Origin of the sequence: Streptomyces sp. WY228 (assembly GCF_019287315.1) — a bacterium.
GTDB lineage: Bacteria > Actinomycetota > Actinomycetes > Streptomycetales > Streptomycetaceae > Streptomyces > Streptomyces caviscabies.
On sequence record NZ_CP079114.1, the window covers coordinates 3306513 to 3331574 of the forward strand.

Annotated in this window: 25 protein-coding genes; 8 read left to right on the forward strand and 17 right to left on the reverse strand. The window is 72.0% G+C overall.

What is annotated here, in order from left to right:
- The first annotated feature begins 141 nt into the window (after nucleotides 1-141).
- Both KV381_RS14290 and KV381_RS14295 read left to right on the forward strand, forming a co-directional pair.
- Complete coding sequence (locus tag KV381_RS14290) at nucleotides 142-582, forward strand: ATP-binding protein (protein ID WP_218785336.1); 441 nt, start codon at nucleotides 142-144, stop codon at nucleotides 580-582.
- A gap of 328 nt (nucleotides 583-910) precedes the next feature.
- A complete protein-coding gene (locus KV381_RS14295; protein WP_218785337.1) occupies nucleotides 911-1960 on the forward strand; it encodes a hypothetical protein in 1050 nt (349 codons plus the stop codon).
- A gap of 17 nt (nucleotides 1961-1977) precedes the next feature.
- Here KV381_RS14295 and KV381_RS14300 read toward each other — a convergent pair whose 3' ends face one another.
- On the reverse strand, nucleotides 1978-2868 hold the full coding sequence (locus KV381_RS14300; RefSeq protein WP_218787224.1) for an aminoglycoside phosphotransferase family protein: 891 nt from the start codon (nucleotides 2866-2868) through the stop codon (nucleotides 1978-1980).
- A 67-nt stretch (nucleotides 2869-2935) separates the two neighbouring features.
- Complete coding sequence (locus tag KV381_RS14305) at nucleotides 2936-3496, reverse strand: GNAT family N-acetyltransferase (RefSeq protein WP_218785338.1); 561 nt, start codon at nucleotides 3494-3496, stop codon at nucleotides 2936-2938.
- 126 nt (nucleotides 3497-3622) lie between these two features.
- Here KV381_RS14305 and KV381_RS14310 point away from each other — a divergent pair, with 126 nt between their 5' ends.
- The gene (locus KV381_RS14310) at nucleotides 3623-4069 is read left to right on the forward strand and encodes a GNAT family N-acetyltransferase (RefSeq protein WP_218785339.1); all 447 of its coding nucleotides are present in this window, start codon (nucleotides 3623-3625) and stop codon (nucleotides 4067-4069) included.
- Nucleotides 4070-4076: 7 nt separating this feature from the next.
- On the opposite strand, the gene KV381_RS14315 is transcribed toward KV381_RS14310, so the two are convergent.
- The gene (locus tag KV381_RS14315; protein WP_086779456.1) at nucleotides 4077-4613 is read right to left on the reverse strand and encodes a hypothetical protein; all 537 of its coding nucleotides are present in this window, start codon (nucleotides 4611-4613) and stop codon (nucleotides 4077-4079) included.
- Between the two features lie 127 nt (nucleotides 4614-4740).
- Here KV381_RS14315 and KV381_RS14320 point away from each other — a divergent pair, with 127 nt between their 5' ends.
- On the forward strand, nucleotides 4741-5187 hold the full coding sequence (locus KV381_RS14320; protein WP_218785340.1) for an SRPBCC family protein: 447 nt from the start codon (nucleotides 4741-4743) through the stop codon (nucleotides 5185-5187).
- Between the two features lie 31 nt (nucleotides 5188-5218).
- On the opposite strand, the gene KV381_RS14325 is transcribed toward KV381_RS14320, so the two are convergent.
- The 6 genes from KV381_RS14325 to KV381_RS14350 form a co-directional block, all read right to left on the reverse strand.
- Nucleotides 5219-5689 (reverse strand): GNAT family N-acetyltransferase, encoded by a 471-nt coding sequence (locus tag KV381_RS14325; RefSeq protein ID WP_218785341.1) that lies wholly within the window; start codon nucleotides 5687-5689, stop codon nucleotides 5219-5221.
- A gap of 40 nt (nucleotides 5690-5729) precedes the next feature.
- On the reverse strand, nucleotides 5730-6527 hold the full coding sequence (locus KV381_RS14330) for an SDR family NAD(P)-dependent oxidoreductase (RefSeq protein WP_086779458.1): 798 nt from the start codon (nucleotides 6525-6527) through the stop codon (nucleotides 5730-5732).
- Complete coding sequence (locus tag KV381_RS14335; RefSeq protein ID WP_103538853.1) at nucleotides 6524-7690, reverse strand: serine hydrolase domain-containing protein; 1167 nt, start codon at nucleotides 7688-7690, stop codon at nucleotides 6524-6526. The genes KV381_RS14330 and KV381_RS14335 overlap by 4 nt, the downstream gene beginning before the upstream one ends.
- Nucleotides 7691-7952: 262 nt before the next feature.
- On the reverse strand, nucleotides 7953-8744 hold the full coding sequence (locus KV381_RS14340) for an energy-coupling factor ABC transporter ATP-binding protein (RefSeq protein WP_030078456.1): 792 nt from the start codon (nucleotides 8742-8744) through the stop codon (nucleotides 7953-7955).
- Nucleotides 8732-9493: a cobalt ECF transporter T component CbiQ gene (gene cbiQ / locus KV381_RS14345; RefSeq protein ID WP_030624902.1), complete on the reverse strand. Its 762-nt coding sequence runs from the start codon at nucleotides 9491-9493 to the stop codon at nucleotides 8732-8734. The genes KV381_RS14340 and cbiQ overlap by 13 nt, the downstream gene beginning before the upstream one ends.
- A gap of 1 nt (nucleotide 9494) precedes the next feature.
- Complete coding sequence (locus tag KV381_RS14350; protein ID WP_193463114.1) at nucleotides 9495-10559, reverse strand: energy-coupling factor ABC transporter permease; 1065 nt, start codon at nucleotides 10557-10559, stop codon at nucleotides 9495-9497.
- A gap of 249 nt (nucleotides 10560-10808) precedes the next feature.
- Here KV381_RS14350 and KV381_RS14355 point away from each other — a divergent pair, with 249 nt between their 5' ends.
- A complete protein-coding gene (locus KV381_RS14355) occupies nucleotides 10809-11234 on the forward strand; it encodes an SsgA family sporulation/cell division regulator (protein WP_103538843.1) in 426 nt (141 codons plus the stop codon).
- 219 nt (nucleotides 11235-11453) lie between these two features.
- Here the strand turns inward: KV381_RS14355 and KV381_RS14360 are convergent, their stop codons facing one another.
- Together KV381_RS14360 and KV381_RS14365 are read right to left on the reverse strand one after the other, a co-directional pair.
- Entirely contained in the window at nucleotides 11454-13688 is a 2235-nt protein-coding gene (locus KV381_RS14360; protein ID WP_218785342.1) for an MMPL family transporter, read from the reverse strand.
- Between the two features lie 121 nt (nucleotides 13689-13809).
- Nucleotides 13810-14382 carry a TetR/AcrR family transcriptional regulator gene (locus KV381_RS14365; protein ID WP_030078466.1) on the reverse strand — a complete coding sequence of 191 codons (573 nt, stop codon included), beginning with the start codon at nucleotides 14380-14382 and terminating at the stop codon, nucleotides 13810-13812.
- A gap of 184 nt (nucleotides 14383-14566) precedes the next feature.
- On the opposite strand from KV381_RS14365, the gene KV381_RS14370 reads away from it, so the two are divergent.
- Nucleotides 14567-17971, forward strand: a complete 3405-nt coding sequence (locus tag KV381_RS14370) for a S41 family peptidase (protein WP_086779462.1) — start codon at nucleotides 14567-14569, stop codon at nucleotides 17969-17971.
- A gap of 168 nt (nucleotides 17972-18139) precedes the next feature.
- Here KV381_RS14370 and KV381_RS14375 read toward each other — a convergent pair whose 3' ends face one another.
- From KV381_RS14375 to KV381_RS14390, 4 genes are all read right to left on the reverse strand, one after another.
- Nucleotides 18140-18334: a hypothetical protein gene (locus tag KV381_RS14375; protein WP_030078470.1), complete on the reverse strand. Its 195-nt coding sequence runs from the start codon at nucleotides 18332-18334 to the stop codon at nucleotides 18140-18142.
- A 110-nt stretch (nucleotides 18335-18444) separates the two neighbouring features.
- Nucleotides 18445-19338, reverse strand: coding sequence for an SDR family oxidoreductase (locus KV381_RS14380; RefSeq protein WP_086779463.1), 894 nt, complete (start codon nucleotides 19336-19338; stop codon nucleotides 18445-18447).
- Complete coding sequence (locus KV381_RS14385; RefSeq protein WP_086779464.1) at nucleotides 19335-20288, reverse strand: alpha/beta fold hydrolase; 954 nt, start codon at nucleotides 20286-20288, stop codon at nucleotides 19335-19337. The genes KV381_RS14380 and KV381_RS14385 overlap by 4 nt, the downstream gene beginning before the upstream one ends.
- Nucleotides 20285-21886: an NAD(P)/FAD-dependent oxidoreductase gene (locus tag KV381_RS14390; RefSeq protein WP_086779465.1), complete on the reverse strand. Its 1602-nt coding sequence runs from the start codon at nucleotides 21884-21886 to the stop codon at nucleotides 20285-20287. The genes KV381_RS14385 and KV381_RS14390 overlap by 4 nt, the downstream gene beginning before the upstream one ends.
- Nucleotides 21887-22054: 168 nt before the next feature.
- Between KV381_RS14390 and KV381_RS14395 the strand changes: the two genes are divergently transcribed.
- Nucleotides 22055-22696 carry a MerR family transcriptional regulator gene (locus KV381_RS14395; protein WP_218787225.1) on the forward strand — a complete coding sequence of 214 codons (642 nt, stop codon included), beginning with the start codon at nucleotides 22055-22057 and terminating at the stop codon, nucleotides 22694-22696.
- 46 nt (nucleotides 22697-22742) lie between these two features.
- Here KV381_RS14395 and KV381_RS14400 read toward each other — a convergent pair whose 3' ends face one another.
- A complete protein-coding gene (locus KV381_RS14400) occupies nucleotides 22743-23558 on the reverse strand; it encodes an exodeoxyribonuclease III (RefSeq protein WP_098023793.1) in 816 nt (271 codons plus the stop codon).
- A 50-nt stretch (nucleotides 23559-23608) separates the two neighbouring features.
- Here KV381_RS14400 and KV381_RS14405 point away from each other — a divergent pair, with 50 nt between their 5' ends.
- On the forward strand, nucleotides 23609-24103 hold the full coding sequence (locus KV381_RS14405; RefSeq protein WP_030078482.1) for a GNAT family N-acetyltransferase: 495 nt from the start codon (nucleotides 23609-23611) through the stop codon (nucleotides 24101-24103).
- A gap of 94 nt (nucleotides 24104-24197) precedes the next feature.
- Here the strand turns inward: KV381_RS14405 and KV381_RS14410 are convergent, their stop codons facing one another.
- Nucleotides 24198-24983 (reverse strand): SAM-dependent methyltransferase, encoded by a 786-nt coding sequence (locus tag KV381_RS14410; RefSeq protein WP_030078484.1) that lies wholly within the window; start codon nucleotides 24981-24983, stop codon nucleotides 24198-24200.
- Between the last annotated feature and the right edge of the window lie 79 nt (nucleotides 24984-25062).

The window sequence follows — 25062 nt, forward strand, 5'->3', positions numbered from 1 at the left end:
TGCCGTTCTCGTCCCAACCGCTTCCGTTCCCCGCACGTCACTGCCGACAGCCCGGACAACACCGGACAAGGCTCGGACAGCGACCGTACGCAAGGGCTCTTCCTCTGGGCACGGTACGCACGCGCGGACACGCTGAGTGACATGAACCAAGAAGTCATCCGCACCCAACACACGCCCACCGAGCGCGCGTTCACCGTGCTGCTCTCCCCCACCCGCCGAGGGGCCCGGCTCGCCCGGTTGCTCACCGCCGCCCATCTCGGAGCGTGGGGGCTCCCGTCGGAGGCAGAGGCGGCGGCGCACATCGTCGCCGAGCTGGCGGCCAACGCCACCGTCCACGGCCGCGTGAAGGGCCGGGACTTCCAACTCGCCCTCACCGTCAGCGCAAACAGGCTGCGGATCGAAGTCACGGACACGCGCGGTGACAGCCTCCCGCCCGGCCCCGGAGCCGTGAAGCCGCCCGAAGACGACGCGGAGTCCGGGCGCGGTCTGCTCATCGTCGAGGCGCTGGCGGACCACTGGGGCGTCGTCCCCGGGCCGGTCCCCCGCAAGACGGTGTGGGCGGAAATCGACCTCGTACGGTAGCCGCCCTCACCGCATCGCGCCCCGTCGCGTTCCGGTGCGGCCCCACCGGAACGTGCGCCGGCGCGACCCACTGCGGCGCGACATCAACTACTAAAGAACCAAGAGAAAGAACCCCACCCGACCCCACCCCCGCTGGCCACCTGACGGACCCCAGAGGCGTGCGGGGCCTCGTCACTCACACGGGTGACATTTCCCAACTCGGCTCGCTTTCGCGCAGGTTGCCCGGCATATGCTCACGCCAGACCACATCCCACACATACGTCGGCCCCCGACCGGGACTGCAATCCCAACCGAGGGCCTGACCACCTAGGAAGAATCGACCTTCCCGATGGATACCCAGCAGAATACTGCCCTCACCCGCGCCCTGGCGGAGGTTCCCGGACCTCTTCCCACCTCCGGCGTCATCCACATCAGCCTCCCGCACACCGACCGCTTCACCGTCGTCGGCAACCACCTCGCCCAGCACCCCCACCTCAGCTGCACCGCCGTCGGCATCGCCGTACGCATCCAGTCGCTCCCCCAGGGCACCGAGGTCAGCATCAAGGCGCTCGCCGCCCGCTGCCAGGAAGGCGAGAAGCGCATCGCCGCCGCCCTGCGCGAACTCGAAGCCCACGGCTATCTGCAACGCTTCCGCCACCGGCTGCCCGGCGAGAAGGTCATCACCCGCACCCTCTTCTGCAACCAGCCCGCCGCGCTGGTGCACCCCTGTCGCCCGGCGGCGGAGTTACGCCCCCGGCCCGCCGCACCAGCGCCCGTACGCGTACCGGCGGTCATCCCGTCGGCCCCCGTAGGCGTACCAGCGGTCATCCCCGTACAAGCCCCCGCGCCGGAGGCGGCACCCGTGGCCCCGCCCGTCTCCGTACCGCCGACCACACCCTCAGCCCCGCTCTTCGTACCGCGTGTACCGCCCCCGACCGCACCCAAGACGCCTCGTCGGCCACTCCCCCAGCCCAGCGAACTCACCCCGGAGCTCGGCCGCGCAGCCACCGCGCTCCTCAGCGATCTGCACCGCCACGCACCCCAGTTCGCCCTGTCCGAGGCCGACGTCCATCGGCTGGTTCCCGGCGTGGCGGCATGGCTCGAACGCGCGGCCCGTCCGGACGCCATCCGCCGTGCCCTCACCGATGACCCGCCCCTCCCCCTCAAGCACCCGGCCAAGCTGCTCACCTACCGGCTCACCGAGCTGCTCCCGCCCGCACCTCCCGGCGTCGACGACCTCTCGGCGCTGGCTCGCCCCCGCGTCACCGTCACGCCCTTCCAGACCTGCGACGACTGCGACCGGGCCTTCCGCTCACCCGTCCCCGGCCACTGTCGCGACTGCCGCGCGGAACACGTTGAACACGCAGAGCATGCCGAACACGCACAGGCCGCCGCCTGACCGGCCGCGCGCCGAGGTCACCGATGGCTGCCCAGGGCCTCCGCCATCACCACGGCGGACGCGGCGAGCCGGGTCTTGCCGTCCTCGATGTCCCAGAGGGTGTTCTGCAGCAGCCGCCCCAGCGTCCAGCCGGCGGCCCGGGCGCGGTCCAGGCCGAGGGCTTCGGTGAGCAGGTCGAACCGGCGTCGCACCACGCGCAGCGGCTCGCCCTGCGCGACGACGACATCGTCCCACCGGCTGTCCAGGGCGGGCCACAGGTCGAACCCCGGGTCGCCGGCGAGCGGTTCGGGGTCGATGGCGAGCCACGGCTCACGCTGCGCGGCAAGAACGTTGTCGTAGTGGAGATCCCAGTGCAGCAACCGGTCCCCGGGGTCGTCGGCCAGTTCGGCGACGGCCGACGCCCAGCCCCGCAGGAGGTGCCGGTCGGCCGGGTCGGTCAGCTGGGCGACCGCCTGCGGGGCCTGCTCCAGCATCTCGGCGGCGACGTCACCGAGGCCGCGCAGCCCCTGCGGCGCGGGGAGCGCGACCAGTCGCGCGTGCAGTCCGGCGAGGATGCCCATCGCCATGTCGTCATCGTCGACGGAGGCCAGGGTGCGGGCTCCGTCCAGCCGTTCCAGGAGCATGCTGCCGCTCGCGGGGTCGTGATCGAGCAGCCGGACCGTTCCGTCGCCGTTCCAGGTACGGAGCCCGATCAGCGCGGCCGTGGTCTCCTCCCTGGGCATCTGGAGTTTGAGAACCGCGCGGGTGCCGTCGTGGCGCAGTACCGGCAGCACCAAGGAGGCCTGGCCGGACCGGACCGCGCCATCCCGCCGCAGCTGCCAGTGGTCCAGCATGTCTGTTGCCAGAGACGGCAGTTCGGCGATCCAGGCGCTTCCTTCCTCGCCGAAGCCCGTGACGTACGACGCCATCAGTCGCTGCGGGACCTCGTCGGAGGCCAACGCGTCGGGAACGCTCACCGGTTCAACTCTCCCGGTCCTAGTGGTCGGCCGTCGCGTCCCAGTCGCGGCGGAGGAGGCCGAAGACCCAGGAGTCGGAGACGTCGCCGTTGACGACGCAGTCCTCGCGGAGGGTGCCTTCGTGGACGAAGCCGAGCTTCTCCAGGACCCGGGCGGACGCCACGTTACGGGTGTCGGTCTCGGCCTGGACGCGGTTCAGGTCCAGGGTGTCGTACGCCCACCGCAGGACGGCGTGCGCGGTCTCCGTGGCGTAGCCGTTGCCCCATGCGGTGGAGTCGAAGACGTAGCCCAGCGACGCGCTGCGGAAGTCCGGGTTGAAGCCGGTCAGGCCGCACCAGCCGAGGAACGAGCCGTCGGAGACTCGTTCGACGGCCACCCGGGCTCCCGAGCCTTCCTCCTCGATCCTCCGGCAGGTCGCGAGGAAGCGCTGGGTGCGGGCGGGGTCGGTCCACGGCGGGGAGTCCCAGTACCGCAGTACGTGGGCGTCGCTCTGGAGCGCGTAGAGCGGTTCCGCGTCGGCGTCGGTGAACGGCCGCAGGCGCAGGCGCTCGGTGGGCAACTCGGGGGTGGGCAGCGTCATGCGGAGCATCCTGCCGAGTGACGCCCGCCTCCGCCATCCGTTATCGGCGGTGTCGCCGTGCGGGCATCACGGACGGCCACCCCCGCCGACAGCCCGGTCTCCGCGCCGCGGCTACCATCCCGGCCCATGACCACCACGACCAGCGCCCAGCCCGGCGACGACGCGTACGAGGTCGACACCGACCCGGACCGCATCGACCTCGATCGCGTACACCACTGGCTCTCCACCGACGCCTTCTGGGCGCTCGGCCGCAGCCGGGACCTCGTCGAGCGGTCCCTGCGCGGATCGCTCAACTTCGGTGTGTACGACGGCGAGGGGACGCAGGTCGCCTACGCCCGGGTCGTCACGGACCATGCCACCTTCGCCTGGCTCTGCGACGTCTACGTGGACCCCGCGCACCGCGGCCGGGGCCTCGGCGTACGTCTGGCGACCGCCGTGCGCGACCACCTCGCCCCGTACGAACTCAAGCGGATCCTCCTCGCCACGCTCGACGCCCACGAGCTGTACGCCAAGGTCGGGTTCGTCCCCGTGTCCGACCCGAAGATGCTGATGATCCTGAGCCCGACGACCTGACCGGCCCTCACTCCGTGACGCCGCGCCCGGCGGCGGAAGCCGCCCCGGCGACCGTCCACAGGGCCAGGCCCCACAGGCAGAGCGCGGAGAGGAGGCCCACGGTCAGGCGCACGGCGCTGTCCGGGCCGCCCGCCAGCCATACGGCCAGGCCCGCCGATCCGGCCGCGCCCAGCAGTGCCGCGGGCACCCGGAGCCGGGGCTGCTCGAACACCGCGGCGAGCGGGAGGAAGTGCGCCCCGACGACCAGCGCGACCAGCGGGGGAATCAGCACCGGCGCCCCGGCACGCGAGCACACCACCGCGATGGCGACGATCAACAGCCACTGGAGACCGTTGATCCGGTTGAACCGCCGCCGCCGGTCGGCGGGGAACGGCCCTCCGGCCGACGCGGGAAGGAAACGGCGCGCGGCGAGCATCAGCCCCACCGTGACCGCGCAGCCGGCCCCCACAGCGACCAGCCGGACCGTGCCGCCGAACGCGCTCGTGGCCAGCAGCCACCAGCCGAGGCCGAACAACGCGAAGAACCCCACCCCTGACTTGAACATGATCGGGAGACTAGGTGAGGAACCAGCTATTCCACCCGGGCGTTCCCGCGCCTGTCACGCCGGCCTCGGCACAGGGTGCTCCCGGGGGAGACCTTCCCGACTCGTGCCGTCGGTCTACCTTGTCGGGGTGTCGTCCCTCACTGTCACTGCCTCTTCGCACTCATCGGCATCCGCCGCCGTCGTCTACGCGGCGCTTCTGCACGCGGAGTCCTGGCCGCTGTGGTCCGCCCACGCCGACGTCGAGTGGGATGTGCCCGCGGGAATCGACCGACCGGCACGCGTGGGTGACCGGCGCACCATCCGCACCCTCACCGGACGTGTGCACTGCCACGAGCGCGTCGTGGAGATGGTTCCCGACCAGCGGTTCAGCTACGAACAGACCTCGGGGCTGTTCACCTCTCATCGCGGGTCCGTGGACCTTGCCCGAGCCCCCCGTGGCGGCACCGACATCACCTGGTCGGCGACCTACCGGCACGCCCTCCCCTTCTTGGACACACCCAGGAGGCGGCGTCTGCAGGTCTGGGTCCACGATCTCGCGTCCTACGCCGACTCGATCGTGAGCCGTCACTCGTAGGTCCTCCGGGCTCGCCGGATGAGATGACGTCCTACCGCAGCTCCGCCACCACCTCCCCGTCCTCCTCCACCCCCGTCGGCCGGAAGCCGAGCGCGGTGTACAGGTGGGCGGCGGCCTCGTTCTCCGGGGCGTACGAGAGGCGTACGGCGGTGCTGTCCTCGCGGGCGGAGAGCCAGGCCGCCAGGGTGCGTACGGCGGCTCCGCCGATGCCCGTGCCCTGGTGGGCGGCGTCGATCAGCATGCCGCCGATCCAGTACGAGCCGTCCTCCTCGTCCCGGCCCCACATGATGTGGCCGGTCACCCGGTCGCCGGCCAGGACCGCCAGCGAGTGCCAGGTGTCCTCCCGGCTGCTCAGGACCAGGTAACGGGCGGCCAGGGCCGGGACCCAGTCGCGCTGGTCGTCGTGGGGGGCGCTGTCGGCGACCGCCCGCCAGTTGTCCGCGTCCACCTCGTGGAGGGTGACGGGGCGGCCGGTCTTGTCGGTGTGTCCGTGGTCGATCATCCGCGCAGGGTAGGCCCCCTCGCGGTACCCGGCCACGGAATTACGGCTGCGCCATCGCCTGCCGGAAGCCGGTGTTCACCGCGAGGATCCCGCCGTCCACGCGCAGCGTCGTCCCGGTGATCCAGGCCGCGTCGGTGGAGGCGAGGAAGGCGACGGCGGACGCGATGTCCTCGGGGGTGCCGACCCGGCCGAGCGGGTAGAGGGCCGCCGCCCGGGCCAACTCCGCGTCGCGGCCCGCCCAGGCGTCGGTGCGGATCGTGCCGGGGGCGACCAGGTTGACGCGGACACCGCGCGGTCCCGCGTGGCCCGCGAGCGTACGGGTCAGGCTGGCCAGGCCCGCCTTGGCGGCGCTGTACGCGTGGCCGCCGAAGTCCTGTTCGCCGTTGACCGAGCCGATGGTGACGATCGCGCCCCGGCCCGAGGCGACCAGGTGCGGCAGCGCGGCGCGGGCGCAGCGGAACGGGCCAGAGAGGGTGATGTCCAGGTCGCGTTCCCAGGTCGCGTCCGACTCGTCCTCGAAGAGCGGCTCGTCCTGGCCCGCCGCGTACGCGTTGTTGACCAGGACGTCCAGGCCGCCGAAGGTCTCGACGGCGTACGCCACCGCCGCCTCCACCGCCGCCCGGTCGGCCACATCGCAGACGAGGGACGCGGCGCTGCCGCCCGCCTCGCGGATCGCCGCCGCCGTGTGCGCGGCACGCTTGGCGTCCAGGTCGGTGACGAGGACGGAGGCCCCTTCCGCCGCCAGGCGGCGGGCCGTTGCCGCGCCTATGCCCTGGCCGGCGGCGGTGATCAGGACGCTGTAGCCGTCGAACCGGGCTGATGTCCGCTCGTGTCTCATAGCGCCGACCGTACTGCCCTGACCAGTGCCTGGGCACGGGGGTCGGCGGTGACTCCCTTCTGGAGACCGTTGGTCACATAGCCGAGCGCGATGCCCGACTCCGGGTCGGCGAAGCCGAGGGAGCCGCCGCGTCCCGGGTGGCCGAAGGAGCCGGGGCCCAGCAGCGGCGAGGCCGGACCGTGCAGCATGTAGCCGAGGCCGAACCGGGTGTTGACGACCAGGACGCGGTCCGGGCCCGCCGACTCCTCGGTGCGGGCCAGGGTGAGCGTCGCGGGGGCGAACAGCCGGCGGTGGCCGTCGACCGGGCCGATCATCGCGGCGTAGCAGCGGGCCAGGCCCCGGGCGGTCGCGATGCCGCCCGACGCGGGGAGTTCGGCCGCGCGGTAGGCGGGGTCGTTCTCGTCGGGGAACGGGTCGATCGCGGCGAACGCCCGGCGGGTGAGCGACTCCGGGTCGTTGTACGCCTCGACGACGGAGCGCTTGGGGCGTACGCGCAGGGCGCCCGACGAGGCGGCCGCGGCCGGGGGTTCCACGGGGCCGATGCGTCCGATGCGGTGGGCCTCGTCGGCGGGGAGCCCGAACCAGAAGTCGAGGCCGAGCGGGCGGGCGATCTCCTCGGCGATCCAGCGGCCGATGGTGCGGCCGGTGGCGCGGCGGACCAGTTCGCCGATCAGCCAGCTGTAGGTCTGGGCGTGGTAGCCGTGGTCGGTGCCGGGCTCCCACTGCGGGCGCTGGGCGGCGACGGCGGCGGGCCCGGAGACCCCGTCGGCGGCCTCGGCGGGGGTGAGGGCGGTGTCCAGGGCGGGCACCCCGGCCCGGTGGGCGAGGAGGTCGCGGACGAGGACGCGTTCCTTGCCGTTCGTCTTGAACTCCGGCCAGTAGGTGGAGACCGGGGCGTCCAGGTCGACCTGTCCGCGCTGGTGGAGGAGGAGCGGGACGGCGGCGGCGATGCCCTTGCCGGCCGAGCGGACGATCTGGACGGTGTCGACGGCCCACGGTTCGGTGCCGTCGACGTCCCTCGTACCGGCCCACAGGTCGACGACCTTGCGCCCGTGGCGGTAGACGGCGACGGCCGCGCCGCGCTCCCCGCGCTGCTCGAAGTTGCGGACGAAGGCGTCCGCGACCGGTTCGAACCCGGGCGCCACCGTGCCCCGTACGTCCACGGCACCGGCCACGGCCCCGGAGGCGGAGCCGGACGTGGACGCGGCCCCCGTCCCCGACCCGGACCCGGAGGCGGACGCGTTCACGGCCTCCGCCTCGTCCGTGCCCGCTCCCGCTCTCGCCTCCGTGGCCGGTTCCGGTTCCGCTTCCGCTTCCGCGCCCGTCGTACTCACTCCCGCGCTCCCGCTCATCCCTCCATGGTGCACGTCCCGGCGGGGTGTTCGCGGAGCGGGTCGCCGTGACCACCGCACTGTCACGATCTGTTTACGGCGATGGAACCGTGACCGAACGCGGGTCGAAGCCGAACGGCAGCTCCAGCCGGTGGGAGCGCATCAGCTCCTCGTCGCAGAGGAGGTCCTGCGTACGGTCGTCGGCGGCGATGACACCCTCGCTGAGGATCACGGCGCGCGGGCAGAGCTCCAGGGCGTACGGCAGGTCGTGGGTGACCATCAGCACGGTGACGTCCAAGGACCGCAGGATGTCGGCCAGTTCGCGGCGGGAGGCCGGGTCCAGGTTGGACGAGGGTTCGTCCAGGACGAGGATCTCCGGCTCCATCGCGAGGACGGTGGCGACGGCGACGCGGCGGCGCTGCCCGAAGGAGAGGTGGTGCGGCGGCCGGGCGGCGAACTCCGCCATGCCGACCTGTTTCAGGGCGTGCAGCACCCGCTCCTCCAGCTCCGGACCGCGCAGTCCGGCGGAGGCCGGACCGAAGGCGACGTCCTCGCGGACGGTGGGCATGAACAGCTGGTCGTCGGGGTCCTGGAAGACGATGCCGACCCGGCGGCGGATCTCGGCGAGATTCCGTTTGGCGACCGGGAGTCCGGCGACGCGCACCGTGCCCGAGCCGGCGTCGAGGATGCCGTTGAGGTGCAGGACGAGGGTGGTCTTGCCCGCTCCGTTGGGACCGAGCAGCGCGACGCGTTCGCCGCGCCCGACGGTCAGGTTCACCCCGAAGAGGGCCTGGTGGCCGTCGGGGTAGGCGTAGGCGAGGCCGCTGACTTCGAGCGACGGGGCGGTCGGCGGGGTGTCTTCCACGGCAGGGGTCACAGGGTCCATCCCAGCAGACAGATCGCGAGCGCGAGTACGGGGAGCGTCGCCGCGTACGCCCATTGGGTCCGGTCCGCCGTCACCTCGTCGATCACCGGCATCGTGCCCGTGTATCCCCGGCTGACCATGGCGAGGTGGACGCGTTCGCCGCGTTCGTAGGAGCGGATGAACAGGGCGCCCGCCGAGGCCGCGAGCACCCGCCACTGCCGTACGCCGCGCGCCTCGAAGCCCCGGGAGCGGCGGGCGATGGCCATGCGCCGCATCTCGTCGGTGACGACGTCCCCGTACCGGATCATGAACGAGGCGATCTGGACGAGCAGCGGCGGCAGTTTGAGGCGCTGGAGGCCGAGCAGGACGGCGCGCAGTTCGGTGGTGGAGGCCAGGAGCACCGAGGCGGCGACGCCGAGGGTGGCCTTGGCCAGCACGTTCCAGGCGCCCCAGAGGCCGGGGACGCTGACGGAGAGGCCGAGCACGGTCGTCTGCTCGCCCGGCACCACGAACGGCATGAGCAGGGCGAACGCGACGAACGGCACCTCGACGACGAGCCGCTTCAGCAGGAAGCCGGCGGGTGTGCGGGCCACGGCGGCGACGGCGGCGAGCAGCGCCGCGTACAGCCCGAAGGCCCACATCGCCTCGCGCGGGGTGCAGACGACCACGAGCACGAAGCAGAACACGGCCGCGAGTTTGCAGTGCGGCGGCAGGTCGTGGACCGGCGAGTGTCCCTGCCGGTAGAGCTTGTGGGCGTGGCCCGCACCCATGTCAGACGCTCTCGTGGTCGCGGTCGTGGGGCGCCGCGCCGGGCTCTTCCCTGCGGCGGCGCACGACCCAGAACACCCCGGTGCCGACGACGACGGTGGCGCTGACGCCGATCACCCCGGCGAGGCCGCCGGAGAGCCGGGCGTCGGCGATGTCGCCGACGCCGTAGTCGGCGAGCGGGGAGTCGGCCGCGCCGTGCTCCTCCGCCTTCTCGTCGATGCCCTGGTCGGCGGCGACCTTCTCCAGGCCGTCCGGGTTGGCGGAGGCGTAGAAGGAGACGACCCCGGCGAGGAGGAAGGCCGAGACCAGGCCGGTGATCCAGAATCCCCGGTTGGAGCGGGGAGCGGTGGCGGGCTCGGGGTCGCGGGTGGCGGCCGGGGCGTCGACCAGTTCGCCGTCGATCCGGAGCTTGAGGGGGGCGGCGAGTCCGCTGACGCCGTGGACGAGGTCGGGGCGCACGGCCAGGACCGCGCCCACGGTCAGCGCGGTGATGACCGCCTCGCCGATGCCGATCAGGACGTGTACGCCGACCATGGCGGTGAAGACCTTGCCGATCGGGATGTCGGTGGTGCCGCCGATCCAGTAGAGGAGCGTGAAGGCGGCGGCCGCGGCCGGTACGGAGACCAGGGCGGCGACGAACGCGGAGGCGGTGGCCGACCGCCGGGTGCGCGGGAGCACCCCGGTCAGCAGCCGGAACAGGCCGTACGCGACGACGACGGTGACGACGCCCATGACGGTGATGTTGACGCCGAGGGCGGTGAGGCCGCCGTCGGCGAAGAAGACGCCCTGCATCAGCAGCACCACCGCGACGCAGAGCACCCCGGTGTAGGGCCCGACGAGGATCGCGGCCAGCGCCCCTCCCATCAGGTGGCCGCTGGTGCCGGCGGCCACCGGGAAGTTGAGCATCTGCACGGCGAAGATGAAGGCGGCGACGAGTCCGGCGAGCGGGGCGGTGCGCTCGTCCAGCTCGCGGCGCGCGCCGCGCAGGCTGACCGCCACCGCACCGGCGGCCACCACCCCGGCGGCCACGGAGACAGGTGCATCGATGAATCCATCGGGTACATGCATGGGAGGCTCCGCTTCCTGCGGGGTCCACGCGGTCTCCGCGCCCTGCGGACGCGGTCCTGCGGGGCGGGGTCATGAACCCATCAATAATAGTGCCCTCCTGCGAACCATGCGCAAGAGCAGCAGTCCAGCATCTGGGCCGCACGAGCCCTCGGGCTCACCCGCTGTCACGTGAGCGCACGCTCACCGTGCCACTTCCGCGAAATATGGGACATTAGAGGGCAGAGCTACACATATAGGAGGAGCCGGCCTATGTCCCCTGTCGTCGAAGTACATGCTCGGGCCCGGCTCATCACCGATGGCCCTCTGACCCGTCCGGTCCCCGTGGACCTGCGCTACGACCCGGCCGACGAACGGCGAACCGTCCACATCGGGCTGCCCGACGGCGTCGACTGGGCGTTCGGGCTCGACCTCCTGGAACGCGGCCTGCGCACCCCGATCGAGCGCGGCGCCGTCCGCGTCTGGCCGTGCGGCCGTACGCAGCTGATCGTGGAGCTGCACTCGACCGACGGCGTCGAGGTGTTCCAGTTCGAGATCCGGACGCTGATGCGCTTCCTCGCCCGCGCCCGCGCGCAGGCGTCGACCGCGCCGAAGGACGGCGGCCGGGAGCCGCAGCCGCCGTCCCGTACGACCACCACCACCCGCCCGGAGGCAGGCGCTCAGCCGGCCCGCGGCTGAGCCCTCGGGCCCCGGGAAACACGGAAAGCCCCCGCGCCGTCTCGGCACGGGGGCTTTCGCTGTGCCCCGGTCCCCGTCCCCACAGGTAACCGGCGCTTCCGGGGCCGCGCTCCGCTCAGACGCGGATCCCGGAGCCGGGGGTGCTCAGGAGCGCGGACGGCTCAGGAGCTCGAAGGGCTCGCAGGCCTCACGAACCTCGCAGGCCTCACGGCGATCGGGTCAGACGCGGACGAGCTCGCGCTCGCCCTCGCCGCCGCCGTCACCGGACCCCTGCCCGGAGCCGTGCTCGTCGGTCAGCTGCTTCTGCAGCTTCTCGCCCTCCACGTCCACGTTGGGCAGCGCGCGGTCCAGCCAGCGGGGCAGCCACCAGGCCTTCCGGCCCAGCAGCGCCAGGACGGCGGGCACGATCGCCATGCGCACCACGAAGGCGTCGAAGAAGACGGCGATGGCGAGCGAGAAGCCGATCATCTTGATCATCTGCTCGCTGGAGCCGATGAAGCCGGAGAAGACCGCCATCATGATTACGGCCGCCGCCGTGACCACGCGCGCCCCGTGGTTGAAGCCGGTCACGATGGCCTGGCCCGGGCTCTCGCCGTGGACGTACGCCTCACGCATCCGGGTGACGAGGAAGACCTCGTAGTCCATCGCCAGACCGAAGACCACACCGACCATGAAGATCGGCATCATGCTCATGATCGGACCGGTCTGCTCGACGCCGAAGAGCGAGCCGAGCCAGCCCCACTGGAAGACCGCGACGACCGCGCCGAGGGCCGCGACCACCGAGAGCAGGAAGCCCAGGGCCGCCTTCAGCGGGACGAGGATCGAGCGGAAGACCAGCATCAGCAGCAGGAACGCGAGGCCGACGACGAGCGCCAGGTAGGGCAGCAGCGCGTCGTTCATCTTCTGCGAGAAGTCGATGTTCATCGCGGTGGCGCCGGTGACCAGGACCTCGGCCCCGGTGTCGGCCTTGATGTCCTTGCCCGCGTCACGGATGTCGTGGACGACCTCCTCCGTGGCGTGGGAGGACGGCCGGTCCTTCGGGATGACCGTGATCGTCGCGGTGTCGCCGGCCTTGTTGAAGACGGGCGGGATGACGGCGCTGACGCCGAGCGCCTCGATCTCCTCGGCGACCCGGTCGGCGGCGGCCTTCCCGTCGGAGCTGTTCTTCGTGTCGACGACGGTCAGCAGCGGACCGTTGAACCCGGGGCCGAAGCCGTCCGAGAGCATGTCGTACGCCTGGCGCTGCGTGGTCGACTTCGGCTGGGCGCCGTCGTCGGGCAGGCCCATCTCCAGCGAGGCGGCCGGTACGGCGATGATGCCGAGGCCGAGGACGCCCACGAGCATCACCCAGACCGGCTTGCGCAGCACGAACCGCGCCCAGCGGGTGCCCATGTTCGGCTTGACGTCGGGGCTCTTCTCCGCCTCGGCGGCCTTGCGCACCTTGCGTCCCATGATCCGCTTGCCCGCGAAGCCGAGGGCGGCCGGGACGAGGGTGAGCGCGATGAGGACGGCGATGGCGACCGTACCGGCGGCGGCGAGGCCCATCTTCGTCAGCATCGGGATGTTGACGACGGCGAGACCGGCCAGCGCGATGACCACGGTCAGACCCGCGAAGACGACCGCGGATCCGGCGGTTCCCACGGCCCGTCCGGCGGCCTCCTCGCGCTCCCGGCCCTCCGCCAGCTCGGCGCGGTAGCGGGAGACGATGAAGAGGGCGTAGTCGATGCCGACCGCGAGGCCGATCATCATGGCGAGGATCGAGGTGGTGGAGCCCAGGTCCATCACGCTGGCCAGGGCGGTGATCGTGGAGACCCCGATGCCGACCCCGACGAGCGCGGTCACCAGCGGCAGACCCGCCGCGATCAGCGAACCGAAGGTGATGACGAGGACGATGGCGGCGATGACGACGCCGATGATCTCGGCGGTCCCGGTGTGCGGCATGACCTGGAGGGCGTCACCGCCGATCTCCACCTTCATGCCGCTGCTCTGCGCCTCCTTGCCCGCGTCCTCCAGGGCGTCGCGGGTCGCGTCGGTCAGCTCCATGGAGTTGACCTTGTAGGAGACCGAGATGTACGCCGTCGAACCGTTCTGGCTCACGGCCTGCTGCTGGAACGGGTCGGCGACCGCGGCGATCTGGTCCGAGCCGGACTGCAGCTCCTTGACGATGCCGCTGATCTCGCGCTTGTTCCCGGCGTCGGTCACCTTCTCGCCCTCGGGCGCCTGGAAGACGACCCGGGCGGTCGCACCGTCGGCGCTGCCGCCGGGGTTGCGCTCTTCCAGGAGGTCGAAGGCGCGCTGCGCCTCCGTACCGGGGATCGAGAAGGAACTGGAGGTGGCGGTGGACGCGGTGGCCGCACCGATTCCGGCGACCGCCAGCAACGCCACCCAGATCAGGGCGACGAAGCCGCGGCGGCGGAAGGTGAGCCGTCCGAGCTTGTAGAGGAAAGTGGCCACGGGGGCGTACTCCCGGTCAGGTCGTATGAGTGGAAATTGGGCGTGAGGAACCAGCCCGACGACGAGAGCGGCGTGTCAGGTGGAGCGTCGGGGAGAGGGCCGTGCGGGTGGGTCGGGGACGTCAGACGCCGAGGGCGGGGAGAACCACGGAGTCCACGTAATCGATGAGGAACGCCTGGTCGACAGGACGGTCCTCGATCAGCTGCCGGGCGGCCAGCGCGCCGACCAGCATGTGCGGGATGTACTTCAGCGCCGGATTGTCCGAACGCAGCTCACCCCGGTCCACCGCCCGTTGCAGCATCTGGTCGAAACCGGTCATCTCCGGTTCGATCAGCAGCTCGCGCAGGGCCTGGAGCAGCTCGGGGTACTCATGGACGGCATGGCTCAGACCCCGCATCAGCGCGGCGTCCTTCTCCATCTGGCAGTCGTCGGTCCGGCTCAGCACGGCATGGAAGTCACCGCGCAGCGAACCGGTGTCGATGTCCGCGAGGTTCCCCGGCTTGTTGTGCCGCAGCGCCTTCGCGACCAGCTCGGGCTTGGAGCCCCACTGGCGGTAGAGGGTGGCCTTGCTGGACCGGGTGCGGGCGGCGATGGCGTCCATGGTCAGGGCGTCGTAGCCGACCTCGCGGAGCAGGTCGAGAACGGCCTCGTAGAGCTCGCCCTCACGCTCGGGGGTCAGCCTGGTGCGTGCCATGGTCCGACCTCCTTCGCTTCACCTGTCCGGTGTCCCGCTCATGCTCACTCAGTCCCGCTCGGCATCGAACGAAACTGTTTCGTACACCTGAACCGTACCCCCACCGCCCAGCGAAACGAAATCGTTTCGCTTGTGTCGTGCACCACAAGTTGCCCCGGGCTCCGCACACCGAAAACATTGGGGGGTGAGTGACGACGTCGCGTATCTCCGTTTCCCGCACCTCCACCAGGACTTGCTGTGCTTCGCGGCCGAGGACGACCTCTGGGTCGCGCCCCTCGCCCGCGCCGGGCACCGCCCGGAACGGGCCTGGCGGGTGACCGTCGACCGGACCCGGGTCAGCCATCCGCGCTTCTCGCCCGACGGCGCCTCCATCGCCTACACGACCTGGCGCACGCTGGACCCCGAGATCCACCTCGCCCCGGTGGCCGGCGGACCGGCCCGCCGGCTCACGTACTGGGGCTCGACCGACGCCCGGGTCTGCGGCTGGAGCCCCGATCCGGGCGAGGCCTGCCAGATCCTCGCCGTGTCCTCGCACAACCAGCCGTTCTCCTACTTCTCCTGGGCCTACAGCGTCCCCACCGACGGCAGCCCCGGCGGCCGGCTGCCCTGGGGCCCGGTCTCCGACATCGCGGTCGCCGACATCGACGGCGAGCGCCGCACCCTGCTGCTCACCGGCACGCCCCCGCACGAACCGGCCGCCTGGAAGCGCTACCGGGGCGGGGCCATGGGCCGCCTGTGGCTGCACGGCGAACGCCTGCTCCCGGACATCGACGGCCACCTCGCCAACCCGATGTTCGTCGGCCGCCGCATCGCGTTCCTCTCCGACCACGAGGGCGTCGGCAACCTCTACTCCTGCCTGATGGACGGCACCGACCTGCGCCGCCACACCGACCACGACGCCTTCTACGCCCGCAACGCCTCCAGCGACGGCCACCGGGTGATCTACCAGTGCGCCGGCGACCTCTGGCTCGTCGAGGACCTGGAGGCGCCCGACGCCACCCCGCGCAAGCTGGAGGTACGCCTCGGGGGGCCGCGCACCGGCCGGCGCGTCCACCAGGTGCCCGCCGCCAGCAACGTCGACTCGCTCTCCGTCGACGAGACGGGCCGGGCCAGCGCCGTCACCGTACGCGGCAGCCTCTACTGGCTCACCCACCGCGACGGCCCCGCCCGCACCATCGCCGACACCCCCGGCGTACGGGTGCGGCTGCCGGAGATGCTCGGCAGCGGCGGGCAGGTCGCGTACGTCACCGACGCGGACGGGCCGGACGCGGTCGAGATCGCCTATCTGCCGCGCGCCAGCGGCGACCGCCCGCCGCGCAGGCTGGCCACCGGGCAGCTGGGCCGGGTCCAGGAGATGATCTCCGACCCGGACGGCGAACGCCTCGCCATCGCATCCAACGACGGCCGCCTGCTGCTCCTGGACACGGCGGAGCCCGAGGCGGAGGCGGCGGAGCCCCTGGAAACCGCGGAGAAGCCCCCCAGCGGCTCGACCCGGGCCGACCTCCACGCGGCCACCGGCGCGGCGACCCCGGACAGCGCGGCGCCGGTCGACGAGCACCCGGGCCTCACCGAGCTGATCCGCTCCGTCAACGGCCCGGTCCGCGACCTCGCCTTCTCCCCCGACGGCGACTGGCTGACCTGGTCGCACCCGGGCGTCGGCCGCTCGCTGCGGCAGATCAAGCTGGCCCGGATCTCCGGCCCCGGCGCCCCGGTGATCGTCGACGTCACCAACGGCCGCTTCGAGGACGAGAACCCGGTCTTCACGGAGGACGGCCGCTATCTGGCCTTCCTCTCCTGGCGCGGCTTCGACCCGGTCTACGACGTTCACACCGGCGACCTCTCCTTCCCGCTCGGCTGCCGCCCGTACCTGGTCCCGCTCTCCTCGGCGACGCCCTCGCCCTTCGCGCTCTCGCCGGACGGACGCCCGGCGGCGGGCGGCCTGGACCCGATAGACGTTCCGGAAGCAGGAGGTACGGGCGAGGGCTCCACGGTCATGGTGGAGTTCGAGGGCCTGGAGAGCCGGGTGACGCCGTTCCCGGTCTCCGCCTCCAAGTACTCGGCGCTCGCCCCCGTGAGCGGCGGCGGCCTGGTCTGGCTGCGCTGGCCGATCTCGGGCGCGCTGGGCGAGACCTTCGCGAACCCGGCCGACATGTCGGGGCGGCCGACCCTGGAGCACTTCAACATCGCGAAGGCCCGGAAGGCCGAACTGGTCGACCACCTCGACTGGTTCGCGGTCAGCGGCGACGCGACCCGCCTCGTCGTGATGGACGACGGCGAACTGCGCGCCGTACCGGCGACCGAGCCCGGCGACACCGACTCCACGGTCTATCTGGACCTGCGCCGCATCCTGCACGAGGTCGACCCGGGCGCGGAGTGGCGGCAGGCGTACGGCGAGGCGGGCCGGATCATCCGCTCCTACTTCTGGGAGCCGGACATGTGCGGCATCGACTGGGACGGCGTCCTGGACCAGTACCGCCCGCTCGTCCAACGGGTCGCCTCACCCGACGAGTTCGCGGATCTGCTGCGCGAGGTACTGGGCGAGCTGGGCACCTCGCACGCGTACGTCTCCCCCGCCCGCCGCAACGAGGGCCCGCCGCACTACCAGCGCGCGATCGGTCTGCTCGGCGCCAACCTGGTCTGCCGGGACGGCGCTTGGGTGCTCCAGCGCATCCTGCCCGGCGACTCCTCGGACTCCAAGGCGCGCTCCCCGCTGGCGGGTACGGGCATCCGGGAGGGCGCGGTCCTGACCCACGTGGACGGCCGCCCGGTGGACCCGGTGACGGGCCCGTACCCCTTGCTGACGGCAGCAGGGGGCACCACGGTCGAGCTGACGTTCTCCCCGGCCGGCGGCGGCCCCTCCCGCCGGGTGGCGATCATGCCCCTGATCGACGAACGCCCGCTCCGCTACCAGGACTGGGTGGCCAAACGCCGCGACGTCGTACGGGAGTTGAGCGGCGGCAAGTGCGGCTACCTGCACATCCCGGACATGGGCGGCTCCGGCTGGGCCCAGTTCAACCGCGACCTGCGCCTGGAGGTCTCCCGCCCGGCCCTGATCGTGGACGTCCGGGGCAACGCGGGCGGCCACATCAGCGAACTGGTCGTGGAGAAGCTCACCCGCACGATCCTCGGCTGGGACCTCACCCGCAACGCCCAGGCGGTGAGCTACGCCTCCAACGCACCCCGCGGCCCGGTCGTCGCCCTGGCCGACGAGGCGACGTCCTCCGACGGCGACATGATCACCGCCGCGTTCCGGCTGCTGAAACTGGGCCCGGTGGTGGGCCAGCGCACCTGGGGCGGCGTGGTCGGCATGACCGGCCGCCACCGGCTGGGCGACGGCACGGTGATCACGGTCCCGATGAACGCCGCCTGGTTCGACACGTACGGCTGGTCGGTGGAGAACCACGGCGTCGAACCGGACGTGGAGGCCCTGCGCACCCCCCTGGACTGGGCGGAGGGCCGCTACGCGGTCCTGGACGACGCGGTCCGCCTGGCCCTGGACCTCCTGGCCGCCCACCCGGCGGCGACCCCACCGTCGTACGACACGGCCCCGGACCTGAGGAGGCCACCGCTGCCCCCGCGGAACGCCTGAGGGCGGCGCCGGCCATCTCCAGCCCGCCCGGCGCTTGAGGGCGTCTTTCAGCCCGTCCGGCGCTTGAGGACAAAGAAGGAGGCGCCCCCGGTCACCCGGGTGCGCCTCCTGACGTAACGCGTACGCACGCGCGAACCGCAGCGCGTACGCGTCACACCTCAACGACCGTCAACGGTCAAAACGCTCGCGCGCCTGGTCCGCCGCGTCCTGGGCACGGTCCTTCATGCCCGAGGAGGAGTCCGACTTCTGGTCGCGGGCCTGCTCGCCGCGCTCCTTGGCCTGGTCCTTGCCCTGGCCGGCCTTCTGCTTGGCCTGGTCGGCGAGCTCCTGCGCCTTGTCCTTGAACTGGTCTGCGATACCCATGCTGTTCACTCCTGTGGGATGCGTGGGGTACGTGGGGGATGGCCCCCTGCGGGGCCGTGCCCAGCGTTACACGGCCCGACATCTCACGCATGTCGGACAGCTACCCACCGTCACCCCCGGTCCGCGCGCTCCGCCCGCGCGTCCTGGTCCGCCGCTCCCCCGGCGCCCACCAAGCCCTTCGAGACCGTGTGCAGGCGCGGTTCGAAGCGCCGCATCTCACGCTGTCCGCCGATCGCGATCACGGAGGGCAGATAGCCCCGGACCGACTGCATCCCGCGCAGCCACCACTGGGCGTAGACGTGCGCGGAGCGCCGCGCGATGCCGTCGACGATGCGGTCGACGGCCGGGCCGAGCGGGTACGTGCGGTTCATCGGCCACGGCAGCCGCTGGCGCAGCTCGCGCATCACGTCGTCCTGGTCCGCGCCGCGCACCATGTCGGTGTCGGTCCAGGAGAGATAGCCGACGCCGACCTTGACACCCTTGTAGCCGACCTCGGCGCGCAGGCTGTGCGCGAAGGCCTCGACGCCCGACTTGGACGCGCAGTACGCGGTCATCATCGGGGCCGGGGTGATCGCGGCCAGCGACGCTATCTGGAGGAAGTAGCCGCGGCTCTCCATCAGCACCGGCAGGAAGGCCCGGCCGGTGACCGCGCCGCCGATGAGGTTGACCTCGATGACCCGCCGCCAGGCGTCCGGGTCGGAGTCGACGAACGGGCCGCCCGAGGCGACGCCCGCGTTGGCGACGACCACGTCGACCTTGCCGAAGCGTTCCTTCACCTCGCGTGCCACCTGGGACATCGCCGCGTGGTCGGTGACGTCGGCGAACCAGTGGTCGCTCTCGCCGTGCAGCCGCTCGGAGACCTGCTTCAGCTCGTCCGCCTCCAGGCCGACCAGGGCGAGCGTCGCTCCGCGCGCGGAGAGTTTGCGGGCCAGCAGCTCGCCCACGCCCCGGGCCGCGCCGGTGACGACGACGACCTGGCCCTCCAGATTCCGCCTGCTGCTCATGCGACATCCTCCCTCTCCGCCGTGGCGGCCGTGCCCGTGCCGGCCGCCCCCGGGGCGACGTACCGGGTGACCAGCTCCCTGATCTTCGCCGTGACGGCCTCCGGGGCCTCCACCGGCGTCATGTGCCCCATGCCGGCCAGCTCGGTCAGGCCGAGGCCGACCGGCAGCGCGGCGGCGATGGTCCGGGCGTGGACCGGCGGGGTCAGCCGGTCGTCCGTGCCGGCGATCACCGCGGTCGGCACCCGCAGCTCGCGTACGCCCGTCGCGAGGTCAAGGTCGGCGAGCACATGGCCCCACTCCACCCTCGCGCGGCGCGGGCAGGCGTGCACGATGCGGGCGCAGGCGTCGACCCGGTCCGGAGCCGAACCCCGGCCCATCGTCGCGTACTTGAGGATCTTCTTCGAGACCGGGGTGACCGGGCCGAGCGGCGCCTTCGCGCCCAGTACGACGGTGGTGAGCCGGGTGCGCAGCGCGCCCGCGCGCAGCGGCAGGACGCGCGCCTCGGCGGTCAGCCGCGTGCTGCCGGTGGAACAGAGCAGAACGGCGGCGGCGTGCTCGCGCAGCCCGGGGCGGGCGGCAGCGGCCATCAGCGTCATCCCGCCCATGGAGTGCCCGACGAGCACCGCCTTGCGGCCCGGGGCGAGCGTCCCGGCGAGGACCGCTTCGAGGTCGTCGGCCAGCGCGTTCGTGCTGTAGCCGCCGGGGCCCGGTTCGGGGGTGAGGCCGTGGCCGCGCTGGTCGTAGGCGATGACCCGGTGGTCGGCGGCCAGTTCGCGTATCTGGGCGTCCCAGAAGCGGGTGTTGCAGGTCCAGCCGTGGGCGAGGACGACGGCGGGCGCGTCCTCGGGGCCGTGCAGTTCGACGTGTATCCGCGAGCCGTCGGCCGACCGTACGGTCACCTCGGCGGCGGGCACTGGAGGTACGGCGTCGCGGTGCAGGAGGCGGCTCATCGCGTGGCCTCCTCGGCGACGGGACCGGCTTCCGGCGCGGCGGCGGTCACGGTCTCGCGGTCGGTGCGGCCGGGCTGTTCGGGTACGCGCCCGGATCCGGCGGCCCGTCGGGCACCGCCCGCCGCGCCGGCCCGGATGACGTCGTACTCCGCGAGGTCCACCGAACGCGTCTGCCGCCGGAACTCACCCGTCGTGCCCGGCCAGACCGTGGTGTTGCGGCCCGAATCGTCCAGGTACCAGCTGGTGCAGCCGCCGGTGTTCCACACCGTGCGCTTCATCCGCTGCTGGACCTTGTCGTTCCACGCGGTGACGGAGGCGGACCGGGCGCCGAGCGCGGCGCGGCCGCCGAGGACGTTCAACTGCCGCAGGTAGTCGGCCATGTAGTTCAGCTGGGACTCGATCATCAGGATCATCGAGGAGTTCCCGAGGCCCGTGTTGGGGCCGATGATCGTCATCCAGTTGGGGAACCCCGCGGCGGTCGCGCCGCGCAGCGAGTTCATCCCGTCCTTCCAGGACTCGGCGAGTGTGATGCCCTCCTCGCCGACGACCCGCTCCGCGATCGGCATGTCCGTCACATGGAAGCCGGTGCCGAAGATGATCGCGTCGACCTCCGCCTCGGTGCCGTCGGCGGCGACCACCGTGGAGCCGCGTATCTCGCTGAGACCGGAGGCGACCACATCCACATTGGGCTGGGCGAGCGCCGGGTAGTACGTGCTGGAGAGCAGGATCCGCTTGCAGCCGATGCGGTAGTCCGGGGTCAGCTTGGCCCGCAGAGCCGGGTCCTTGATCGCCCGCGCCATGTTGGACTTGGCTATCTTCTCCACCAGGCCCAGCTGGTCGGGGTGCTTGGTGAAGGCGCTGACCTGCAACTCCCGTATGCCCCACAGCAGTCCGCGGCGCGCGGTGCCGGTGACGGGGACCGCCCGGTGGAGGGCGCGCTCGGCCTTGCTGATGGTGCGGTCCATGCGCGGCATGACCCAGGGCGGGGTGCGCTGGAAGAGTGTGAGCTTCGCGGTCTTCGGCTGTATCGCCGGGACGATCTGGATCGCGGAGGCGCCCGTTCCGACCATCGCGACGCGCTTGCCGGCCAGGTCGTAGTCGTGGTCCCAGCGCGCGGAGTGGAAGACCTTGCCGGGGAAGGAGTCGAGCCCGGGTATGTCGGGCATCTTGGGGTCGGAGAGCGGCCCGGTGGCGGAGATGACGACATCCGCGTGGAGGGTGGTGCCGCCCGCGGACTCGATCACCCAGTACAGGTTCTCCTTGTCCCAGCTCATCAGCTTCACCTCGTGGTTCAGCCGGATGTGCGGGCGGAGCCCGAAGGTGTCGGCGACGCGCTCCAGGTAGGCGCGGATGTGCTCCTGCCCGGAGAAGGTGCGCGGCCAGTCGGGGTTGGGCGCGAAGGAGAAGGAGTAGAGGTGGGACGGTACGTCGCAGGCGCAGCCGGGATAGCTGTTGTCGCGCCAGGTGCCGCCCACCGAGTCCGCCCGCTCCAGGACGACGAAATCGGTGATGCCTTCGCGGCGCAGCCGGACGGCGGCCCCCAGGCCCCCGAATCCGGTTCCGATCACCGCCACACGTACGTGCTCCTGCTGGGCCATGCTGCCGCCTCCCGCGGTACGTCACGCGATCACGCCAGCAATCACTGGCATGGTTCGGAGAGTAGAGCAGGACCGTACTGATGGGTAGGGGGCCGACCGAGGAAAGTTACCGGCGGTACAACATAGGGTGCCCCTGTGGCTGAAGGACGCGAGCACCGCGAATACCGCATGGAGGAGCTGGCCAAGGAGGCCGGCATCACCGTGCGGACCCTGCGCTTCTACCGGGAGCGCGGGCTGATTCCGCCGCCTCGCCGCGAGGGCCGCATCGCCTGGTACGACGACCACCACCTGGCCCGGCTGCGGACCATCGCGGGCCTGCTGGAGCGCGGCCACACCCTCAACGGCATCGCCGACCTGGCCGCCACCTTCGAGAGCGGCCGCGATGTCGCCGAGGTGCTCGGCCTGGGCGAGCCGACCGAGGAGACCCCGGTCCGGCTGACCCCGGAACAGCTCGCGGACTACTTCGAGGGCGAGGTCACACCGGAGAACCTCGCCACCGCGCTGGACCTGGGCTATCTCGCCACCGACGGGGACGAGATCGTGCACATCAGCCGCCGCCTCCTGGAGGTGTCGGCCGAGCTCGTACGGGAAGGGGTGCCGCTGTCCACGGTGCTCTCCTCGGGCCGCCGCGTCCGCGAGCACGCGGACGCGCTCGCCGAGATCTTCGTACGCGTACTGCATGCCCACGCCGCCGAGACCGAACCGGCCCAACTGCGCCCGCTGGCCCGTGCGGTGGTGGACGCGGAGCTGTCGATGGCCCTGGACCGGAGGCTGCGCCGCGTGGACGGCAGACAGCCTCCGAAGGCGTAGCGGCCCCCGTGCCGCAGGACTGCCCCCTCCCGCTCGTACCGCAGGCCTACCGCTCGTAGACGACCGTCACCGGCGCGTGGTCGCTCCAGCGCTCGCCGTGCGTGGCGGCCCGCTCGACCCAGGCCTTCACCGCCCGCCCGGCCAGCCCCGGGGTCGCCATCTGGTAGTCGATCCGCCAGCCGCTGTCGTTGTCGAAGGCGCGCCCGCGGTACGACCACCAGCTGTACGGCCCCTCGACGTCCGGGTGCAGCCGGCGCACGACGTCGACGTACGCGGCCTCCTCCAGGACGCGGGTCAGCCAGGCGCGCTCTTCGGGGAGGAAGCCGGAGCTCTTGCGGTTGGCCTTCCAGTTCTTCAGGTCGGCCTCCTGGTGGGCGATGTTCCAGTCGCCGCAGACCACGACCTCACGGCCGTCCGCCGCCGCCCGGCTCTTCAGGCCCTGGAGGTAGGGCAGGAAGGCCGCCATGAAGCGCTCCTTCTCGTCCTGGCGCTCGGTGCCGACCTCGCCGGAGGGCAGGTACAGGCTCGCGACGGTGACACCGGGGAGGTCGATCTCCGCATACCGGCCGCTCGTGTCGAACTCCTCGGCGCCGGGCACCCCGAAGCCGCCGAAGCCGATCTGGACCCGCTCGGGGGCCTGCCGCGAGTAGAGCGAAACGCCGGCACGGCCCTTGGCGGCGGCGGGCGCGTGGACGGTGTGCCACCCTTCGGGGGCGCCCACCCCTTCGGGCAGCTGGGCGAGCTCGGCCCGCACTTCCTGGAGGCAGATCACATCGGCGTCGGTCTCTGCCAGCCACTCGACGAAGCCCTTCTTGGCGGCGGCGCGGAGCCCATTAACATTCACAGAAGTAACGGTCAGCATCCCCGAACAGTACCTACTCCACCCCGACGCACAGATATACGATATCCAGCATGCTTATTCATTCTCGGCCCTTCGACCACCCCGACGCCGTCAAACTCAACGACCAGGTGCAGCTCGAATACGCCGTGCGCTACGGCGACGAGGGCGATGTCACACCGCTCGACCCGTCGATGTTCGTACCGCCGCACGGTCTGTATCTGCTCGCCTACGACGAGCAGGAGCGCCCGGTGGCGACCGGCGGCTGGCGGACCCAGAACCGCAACGCCGACGGCTACGAGGACGGCGACGCCGAGATCAAGCGGATGTTCGTGATCCCCGAGGGCCGCGGCCGGGGCCTGGCCCGGCGGATGCTGGCCGCCCTGGAGGAGGACGCCCGGGCCGCGGGCCGGACCAGGATGGTCCTGGAGACCGGCGACCAGCAGCCCGAGGCCGTCGCGCTGTACACCTCGTGCGGCTACACCGTCTGCGAAGTGAAGTTCGGCCACTACCGGGAGTACGACAGCAGCATCTGCATGGCCAAGCCGCTCCGGCAGCCCGGAGCGTGATCCTTCGCCCCGGAGACACCACCCTCCGGGGCGGGGGTCGGCGCCCCCGTGCGAACCTCCGGGGCGGAGGTCGGCGCCCCCGTGCGACCCCCGGTCAGCGCACCCGGCCGACCCCCACGTAGAACCCACTGCGCTCCTGGGCGGGCGCGGGCTGCTCCTGGTACCACTCGGCGGCGGGCACCAGACCCGGCGCGACCAGCTCCAGCCCCTCGAAGAACGGCTCGACCTCCGCGCGGGTCCGCATCCGCAGGGCGATGGCCCCCTTCCGGTACGCCTTCTCCGTCTCCTCCCGCAGCTCCGGGTGCTGGTCGGCCGTGCCGTGCGACAGCACGAGGAAACTGCCCGGGGCCAGCGCGCCGACGAGCGTCCGCGTGATGCCGTACGGATCCTCCTCGTCCCGCAGGAAGTGCATCAGCGCGATCAGCGACAGGGCGATCGGCCGGTCGAAGTCCAGCACCTTCCTCGCCTGTTCGAGGATCGCCTCCGGCTCGCGCACATCCGCGTGCAGATAGTCCGTCGCCCCCTCGGGGCTGCTGACCAGCAGCGCCTCCGCGTGCCGCAGGACGATGGGGTCGTTGTCCGCGTAGACGATCCGGGCCGTCGGAGTGATCCGCTGGACGATCTGGTGGAGATTGGGGGCGGTCGGTATCCCGGTGCCCACGTCCAGGAACTGGTCCACCCCCTGCCGCGCCAGCCAGGCGGCGGACCGGTGCATGAAGGCCCGGTTCCGCGCGGCGTTGGCCCTCGCCTCGGCGGGCAGCTTCTCCCCGACCTCCTGGTCGACCGCGTAGTTGTCCTTGCCGCCGAGCAGCCAGTCGTAGACGCGCGCCGGGTGGGGCTTGCCCGTGTCGATCGGGTCGCGCTGCGGGGCGGACGTCACAGAAGCCACTCCTCCGTACGGAACCGGGGCCGGGACCTCCGCCGGCACCCCGGAAAGCGTACGCCGCCCCACATTCAAG